The sequence below is a fragment of the Pontibacter toksunensis genome, assembly GCF_042686245.1.
Classification (GTDB): Bacteria; Bacteroidota; Bacteroidia; order Cytophagales; family Hymenobacteraceae; genus Pontibacter; species Pontibacter toksunensis.
In genome coordinates this window covers 1-7,867 of record NZ_JBHUOX010000055.1, presented here as the reverse complement: position 1 = coordinate 7,867, position 7,867 = coordinate 1, and the positions used below count along the sequence as shown (strand labels likewise).

Sequence of the window (7,867 nt, the reverse complement as noted above, 5' to 3'; positions counted from 1 at the left end):
GAGGACCAGGAACAGGAGGATAGTCAGAAAAACAGCCTGCTTCTCGAAAAAAGAGCAGAATCATGACAATGCAATGAAGCTAATTTTCTATTACCGAAACCATCATACATTCTAGACCACAACCGAAAAAAGAAATGAAACGATACCTGAACATACTCCTACTGCTGCTCTTTGTGCTGACGGGGGTGGCCTGCCAAAGCGACGAAGCGCACGAGCACGCGGAGGGGACAACCTACACCTGCCCCATGCACCCGCAGATTGTAGAGGACGAGCCCGGCACCTGCCCCATCTGCGGCATGGACCTCGTGCCGCAGTCGGTTGAGGGGGAGGCAGTGGTGATGACAGATGACCTAGCTTTTTTGATACAGCCAACAAACGAAACGGTTATCTCTGATGTGGCTACTGTCACTCCCGAACAAAAGACAGTGGAGGCAGCCGTGAAGATGGAAGGCATTATCACCTACGATGAACGCCGTGTTTATTCTATTCCTGCGCGCGTAGGAGGCCGCATCGAAAAACTGTATGTGAAGTATAACTTCCAGCCTGTTCAAAAAGGGCAGAAGTTAATGGAGGTGTATAGCCCGGATTTGATAACAGCACAGAAAGAACTGCTTTATCTTGTAAATTCTGCTCCTGAAGACAAGGCACTGATAGCAGCAGCCAAACAGCGGCTACAGCTCCTGGGTGCCACCGATGCACAGATTAACCATCTGCTTCGCACCGGCGAAGCCAGTTACACCTTTGCCATCTACAGCCCCTACGACGGCTATGCAATTGGTTTGAATACCACTGCACCGTCTGCCATACCAAGTGAAATACCTGTTGCGGCAGCCAATACTGGTGGCGGCATGAACGGCATGGGCGGCGGTGATGCCGGTTCAGCCTCTAAAAGAAGAATGCCAGCTGCCGGCGATGAGATACAGCTGCGCGAGGGAATATATGTGAGTACCGGTCAGCCGTTGCTCCGAGTGGTAAACCCGAACCAGTTGTGGGCTGAGTTTAATATTCCAGCCGGTGAGATAAGCTCCATAGCCAAAGGTGCTCCTATACAAATTACTTTCCCGCAGCTGCCCGGTGAGAAGCTGGAGGCGCAGGTTGATTTTCTGCAACCGTTCTATGAAGCTGGTGAGAATTTTGCCAAGGTAAGAGTGTATTTGCCGGGAGAACAAAAGCTGGCCCGTGTAGGGCAGTTAGTGTCAGCGGAGGCTTCTTACACCACTGCCCCTGCCCTTTGGGTGCCGCGTACCGCAGTGCTGGATATTGGGACCAAGTCTGTTGCTTTTAAGCAGTTAAACGGTGTTTATAAACCAGTAGCCGTTACAGTAGGAACCATAGAGGGAAATCAGGTACAGGTAGTGGAAGGGCTTGACCAGACGGACAAAATCGCCTCTAATGCCCAGTTCCTGGTAGACAGTGAAAGCTTTGTCAAGTTAAATGACTGAATAAGCCAATAACTGGATTTGAAATTTGGTATAACACATTCCGTCATTCAGAATTCAGTTATTTAAAATTAGAAATGTATGAAACGATACCTGAACATATTCCTTCTGCTGCTTTTCGTGCTGACGGCGGCGGCTTGCCAGAGCGATGAAGCGCACGAGCATGCGGAGGGGACAACCTACACCTGCCCCATGCACCCGCAGATTGTGCAGAACGAACCCGGCACCTGCCCCATCTGCCACATGGACCTCGTGCCTGTATCACAGTCTGGCAAAGATAGTGGTGAGCTGATGCTGAGCGAGAACCAGATAGCACTCGGGAACATCAAAACAAGACGGATTAAATACGGCGATGTGTCCAGCAATTCTATCCTGACGGGGCGACTGGTAATAGACGAAACACAGACGGATGTTATCAGCAGCAGGGTGACTGGCCGCATTGAGCGCCTTTACATCAAAGAAACCGGCCAAAAGGTACAGAAAGGCCAGCCTTTGTATGAGATATACTCAGAGGAACTACTGACATTACAACGGGAGTACCTCTTGGCATTAAGACAAAACCAGGAACTCGGCGCCGAAAATCCTCGTTTCGCCTCTATTCTGGAATCGGCAAGGAAAAAGCTTTTGCTGTATGGGTTGACGGAAGCACAAATCAGGAACCTGGGCAAGAGCGAAAATTTAGATGCCCGTGTTACCTTTGTGGCACCAACCGCGGGTGTGGTAACAGACGTATCCGCTGCAGAAGGACAGTATATTTCAGAAGGAGCTGTACTGTACAGGCTGGGTAAGCTGGATAAAATATGGGTAGAAGCTGAGCTGTACCCACAAGAGCTAGCGAATGTGCAGGCGGGCGATGTCGTGCAGGTAGCAGTGCAGGGCTTTGCAGCGGAAGCTGTTCCGGCTAAAGTCACCTTTATCAGCCCTGAGTTGAGGCAAGGCAGCCAAGTAACAGTGCTTCGTGCAGAACTACCTAATGTGGATGACCAGTACTTGCCTGGGATGCAGGCTAGTGTTGTGCTTCCCGGCAAAAACGGCTCTACACTGGCAGTACCGGCTGATGCCGTCATTCGGGACGAAAGCGGCAGCCATGTGTGGGTACAGACGGGCAAAAACACCTTTCAGGCCCGCATGGTGACCCTGGGAGAAGAAAGCGCCGATAACGTTGCTATTTTGAACGGTGTGAAGGATAACGAAAAGATTGTTACCTCCGGTGCTTATTTACTTTACAGTGAGTTCGTGCTAAAGAAAGGAGCTAATCCTATGGCAGGACATAACCACTAGTTCATTTTGAATAACTGAATTTTGAGTAACTAATCAAAGAAGCCATTATAGCTTTAGATAGAGACATGGTGCTTTGTTGCTTTATATTCAGATGTTCATAAAAATTTAATCAATTAAAAACTAATAACTCTATTATCATCATAAAACAACGATCATGAAAAAAACATTTTTCGCCGCAGCCGTTGTAGCTGCATTTACCTTCTCGGCCTGTTCTGAAAACAAAACAGAAAATACTGAGGCCGTCATGGAGAGCACAGAGGCTGTAGAAACCGAAGCTACTCTGACTACAAACGTTGTAGTTGAGACGCCTGACTATACTTCCGGGTCGGAGGTAGTAGAAACGCAGATTGAGCAGGTAGTGGATGCGTACCTGAAAGTAAAAGAAGCCCTGGTAGCCTCTGACGCCGAAGCTGCAAAAGCAGCCGCCAGTAATGTTGCTTCACTAGCTGAGGCCATGCCAGTTGCCACCCTCACAGGCGAGCAGAAAGCTTATGCCGAGGAAAAGAGAGCAGAGATACAGCAAAGTGCTTCTGCTATTGCGCAGGCAAGTGATGTAGACGCGCAGCGCGAGCACCTGGAACTGCTGTCAGAGTCTGTGTTCTCCATGGCAAAGGCCTTTGGGGCAGCAACCCAGCAGTTATATTACCAGCACTGCCCGATGGCTAACAATAACCAGGGAGCTTACTGGCTTAGCGCGAACGAAGACATCCGCAACCCTTACTTTGGTGAATCAATGCTAAAGTGCGGCAGTACAGAAGAAGTGTATAAAAATTAACGCAAGCAAGAGCTCTAAAGCAAAAGGCCTCCTCCCGATTTCTGGGAGGAGGCCTTTTGCTTTAGAGCTCTATGTTAGCTTAGTTGAATGCCGCTCTGTTTTGCAGCGCCTCTACAGCACCCGCCAGGTAAACAAATGGAGCATTCCAGTTGATGGCAATTTCGTTTGAGGCATAGGAGCAGTCATCGTCCGTAAACATTTCATCTGCGAAGGTAGACTGATACGTCGTGCACTTGTCCTGCTTGTCTGCTCTGGCATTTGGCCCGCCGGAAAGTAAGCCCGGAATTGGCTCTTTGATGCCATCTGCTATAGAAGGGCGGTGATGCGGGTTCATGATGGGTTTGTCACCAAAGCCAGTCAGGAAAGAATAGCCGGTGGCATTCCGGCCCAGCAGGTAATCCAGGTTAGAGAGTGCGGCATTCAGATACTTTTTGTCATCTGTGAGCTGGTATGCCTGAATAAGCGCGATTCCCTGGTTGGCAGCTACGGAGCTGCTTCCCCAGATATAATCTCCTGCCGTTTTACCCATTACAGTTCTGTAAGAACGGGTAGAGGCTCCATCTATCAGTTCATCAGCAAAAGAGACGAGGCGTTTCTTAATCTCAGTCAGGTCTTTCTGTGCAATGGGTGTGAGTTCATTGCTGAAGCGGTTGAGGGTGTAATAGCCCAGCAAGCGCACCTGTGGCCACGAAGGCAGCGGCATTTTATCGTCCGGGAGCATATTTACCTCTTTGTAGTACAGGTCCTGCTTAGTGGTAGCGTATAATTCCGCAGCAGCCCAAATAAACTCATCGCTGTAGTCTTTGTCACCATACCCACCAGTAGATACCTCCGGCTTAAACTGTTTGTTCATGGCGTCCTGGTCGTAGTCCACGTTCGGGTTCCGCTGTGCCCAGTTCCATGCCTTTACCGCAGCCAGCAGCGCTGAGTCTGCTAATCCTGGATATTCATTTTCATACTTACTGAACACGCGGCTTGCCTGAGCCATTACAGCGGCAAAATCCAATGTAGCGGCAGTACCTTTCTGTACCACATAACGCGGGTTAGTTGCTTCAGCAGGCATTATCATGCCATCGAAAGACGCGTTTGTTAGCTTGTTGTATACACCGCCGTCTTCCGGGTCCTGCATGGCCATCATCCAGCGCAGGTTCCAGAGCGCCTCATCCAGTATATCAGGTACATTGTTACCACTCTCCGGTATGTTGAGCTCCAGGTTTCTGTAAAATGCAGGAAAGTCTTCGTAGGCAGATAGTAGCGTGCCCATGCTGATACCAGAATTCACGACATACTTGTTATAATCACCGGCATCATACCAGCCACGCGGAGCAGAAATCGTGGAACCAGCCGGACGCTTTGCCGAAGCGGCAGAAGGATGTATCAGCACCTCGTTATCCGGGTGGCCTGCCGGACGGGCCCATTTGCCGGCATACTGCTCCGGTAGGTCTGTAGACAATCGCTGGTAGTAGAACCCCTTAATGGAAGCAGCGGCCACATCTTTGTGAATATCTTTTGCAATCTCAAATTCATAAGAACGTCCAACTCCCGGTATAACCAGTACATAACTTCCCGTCTCCTTAAAATCAGAGAAGTCAGCTACACGCGTCGGCCTGTTGGAGAATTCACCTGCTTTCGTGGCAGAGAGGTGACCTGTATAAATAGTTTCCTGAAGGTCTGGCGTTTTTACATAGAAGGCGCCATCCTCCACCTCCCCTACCACTACAGCCATTTTAGGAGCGTTCGGGTAAAAGCCAACCTGGTTCAGGCGTATGTTTTCAGAGAGTTGCTCCTGCAGTTCTGCCGTTCCTGCTTCCTGCTGCGGACCTGCGCAGGAAAAAAGGAACGCAGCAGATACGCCACATATAACTTTTGTAAAAGTTGATGATTTCATATTCTATCTGATTGTTCGTGTGATTGCTTACGCGTTATTCTGCTAAGGTAAGAATAGTATGCGGTTCAGAAGGGCATGAAATGTTTCAGATGCAGACCTTTAGTGTTAAGGGGGTGCATCTGCTGCAGAAAAAATGAAGGATTGATACCAAATGGCTTAAAGGCTGTTCCATAAAGCTATAGCATTTTCTATTAGCCAGCACGGAGTGATAAAGTTTCCAATCTTTGGGTTGAGCGCCTTGTAGTTGTTGCGGTGCTGAGCTAGAGCGAAGCAGCCGGAGCAGCGCGGAGGCAGCTTCAAATACACAGCGCGATGCCCTTAAGAGGGCCCCTACCCCCAAGACGTGGCCCCTCGGCCTAGAGAGCACAGACAGTAGTATTGAAACTATAGGTGAATTGGCACTGCTAAAGCTTCGGCCACGGCAGATTAGACAGCATAAAGTATCTCCAGGGCTACTAACCTAGAAATGCTAGATGATGCTATGGCACTCAGTTTATGAGAAGCGGTATAAGAAGGGAAAGAGTATGAAGCAAATTGCAGTTCAAATGAATAGCTACTTCTGCACAATGGCACCTTTGTCTACAGCGGCTGCTTTACCTGTTTTGCGCAGCACCCACTCCCCTACCTGAAGCCCTTGGGTACGGCCGTTGTCGATGGCATCCATAAAGTGGATGCCGCCATAGAACCGTGAAATGCCTGCTTCGATGGCTGCCTGCTGGAAAGATTCAAACTCCCGCGCTGGTAAGCCGTAGCGCACTTCCACTGTATCGGCATACTTAAAGTTATCACCAAAGTAGTGTGTCAGCACCACAGCAGAAGCCGAAGAGATAGTAGAATGGCCGCTCAGGTACTCCGGGAAAGGCGGTGTCTGCAGGAAAGGCTTCCAGGAAGTATCCATAAATTTGCGGATAGCGGTTTCAGGGCGTATGCGGTTGCTTCTGAACTTTTCGTCCCAGCAGGAAATAAAGCCATCCATGAGAGAGACAGACACCATAGTGTTGATTTCCATTGCCTCAGAAAAACATTTATTTGCCTGCTGGCAGGCAATGCCTGTAATACCAAGCCAGTGTGCACCGGGCGATATCTTTTTCATACCTACCATCAAATGCCCATTGTCCTGCAAGGCAAAGGGATTGCAGTCCCAGAAAGCGGCTATTGTCCGTTCTTCTTCTGTCAGGTCTTCCGCCCCTTTCTGCTGGCACTGCTGCAACATCGTGTAAAATTCAGAGCCTTTGTCCTTGGAAAAAGCAACAGGAGGTATTGGCTGGAACTGGCTGCAGGTATCGAGGGTGAAGGAACGTACCGTATTGAAATAAGGCTCCACTGGCGCAAAAAAGCCGGGGGGTGTTGGATGCCAGGTCCCCTCTTCCTCAGATGGAGTATACCGGGCATAATTACTGATACGGTTATACTTATCGGCCTTGGCATAGGCCAGTATTTCTTTACTCACACCCTCCGCATAAGAGAGTGAATTGGTGATTACTGTTTCAGAAACGCCTGCGTTACGCAATGAATCAAGAAACTTCTGCTCGTAGGCATCTAAAAGTGCTCCGGATGGCTGCATTTTTTTGGCTGTTTCCATCATCGCCAACAATGCGCTTAGCTCAGGTGAGTAGTCGCTAAGCCCGGCAGGCTTCTCAATTTTTGGATAATCGTTCAGGACACCATACATGCTCTGGCGGCTGCTGTCGTTCTGCGACATAACCTCGTAGCCTGCCAGCGTGGCATAAGAGAAAAAGCGTGCCGCCAGTGGAGGGTTGGTGACATCGTTTACCATGATATCTGTCATTTCAGAAATAACCTGACTGATGTGCTGGCTCTTGAACTGTAGGTTTTGCTCCTCCCGCTCTTTGCAACCAAACACCAGCATCAGAATAAAAATGAAAGATAATATTCTTCTCATGGGCTACTTGATTTTATATGCTTTTATCTCCTGCTGGTTCACGCCAAACAACAGCGTGTTATTCATGGTCAGTATACTCCTCACATCCCCCTTTACCTGCAGGCCTGATTTAATTTGTGGAATATAAGAAAAATTTCCTTTTCCATCACCCTGCAGCAGCACACCATAGCTGGCATCGTACTTCCCGAAGCGCAGCCGGGCCTGGTTCATATTTCCGGCCATGAGCACATCCAGTTTTCCGTCTTTGTTATAATCCACAGGACTGATGGCGTAAACCGGGGCAAATTGTGCTTCTATCGGTAGCTGCTTTTGTACCAGCTTACCACTCGCACTGCTCTCGAAATAAGCAGTTTGTAAGTAATTAGCAGACAACGCCTTTACCCCATTAAGTTCCGCAGGCGTAAAGATCTCCCGCAGCGTTGCATTCGCATAACTCTCGTAACTCGCGAAACGCGTGCGCATCATACTTACCTGCTCCTGCAGTTCATCCCGTGTTACGTAGGGATAGCTTTTGCCCTGTATGTAGAATGTCAGGATGGGGTCTACTGAGCCATTGTCATCAAAATCTTTATAATACAGTT

General features: G+C 49.1%; 5 protein-coding genes and 2 pseudogenes. 4 read left to right on the top strand and 3 right to left on the bottom strand.

What is annotated here, in order from left to right:
• From ACFS7Z_RS27495 to ACFS7Z_RS26600, 4 genes and pseudogenes are all read left to right on the top strand, one after another.
• A pseudogene (locus tag ACFS7Z_RS27495) lies at positions 1–115 on the top strand (IS1 family transposase); the annotation flags it as partial.
• 19 nt (positions 116–134) lie between these two features.
• Positions 135–1,442: an efflux RND transporter periplasmic adaptor subunit gene (locus ACFS7Z_RS26610; protein WP_377492300.1), complete on the top strand. Its 1,308-nt coding sequence runs from the start codon at positions 135–137 to the stop codon at positions 1,440–1,442.
• 78 nt (positions 1,443–1,520) lie between these two features.
• Positions 1,521–2,720: an efflux RND transporter periplasmic adaptor subunit gene (locus ACFS7Z_RS26605; protein ID WP_377492297.1), complete on the top strand. Its 1,200-nt coding sequence runs from the start codon at positions 1,521–1,523 to the stop codon at positions 2,718–2,720.
• 154 nt (positions 2,721–2,874) lie between these two features.
• Complete coding sequence (locus ACFS7Z_RS26600; protein ID WP_377492294.1) at positions 2,875–3,495, top strand: DUF3347 domain-containing protein; 621 nt, start codon at positions 2,875–2,877, stop codon at positions 3,493–3,495.
• A gap of 79 nt (positions 3,496–3,574) precedes the next feature.
• Here the strand turns inward: ACFS7Z_RS26600 and ACFS7Z_RS26595 are convergent, their stop codons facing one another.
• The 3 genes and pseudogenes from ACFS7Z_RS26595 to ACFS7Z_RS26585 all read right to left on the bottom strand — a co-directional run.
• Complete coding sequence (locus tag ACFS7Z_RS26595) at positions 3,575–5,383, bottom strand: glycoside hydrolase family 9 protein (protein ID WP_377492291.1); 1,809 nt, start codon at positions 5,381–5,383, stop codon at positions 3,575–3,577.
• A 553-nt stretch (positions 5,384–5,936) separates the two neighbouring features.
• Positions 5,937–7,286: a vanadium-dependent haloperoxidase gene (locus tag ACFS7Z_RS26590; protein WP_377492288.1), complete on the bottom strand. Its 1,350-nt coding sequence runs from the start codon at positions 7,284–7,286 to the stop codon at positions 5,937–5,939.
• A 3-nt stretch (positions 7,287–7,289) separates the two neighbouring features.
• Positions 7,290–7,867: pseudogene (locus ACFS7Z_RS26585) on the bottom strand (RNA-binding protein); the annotation flags it as partial.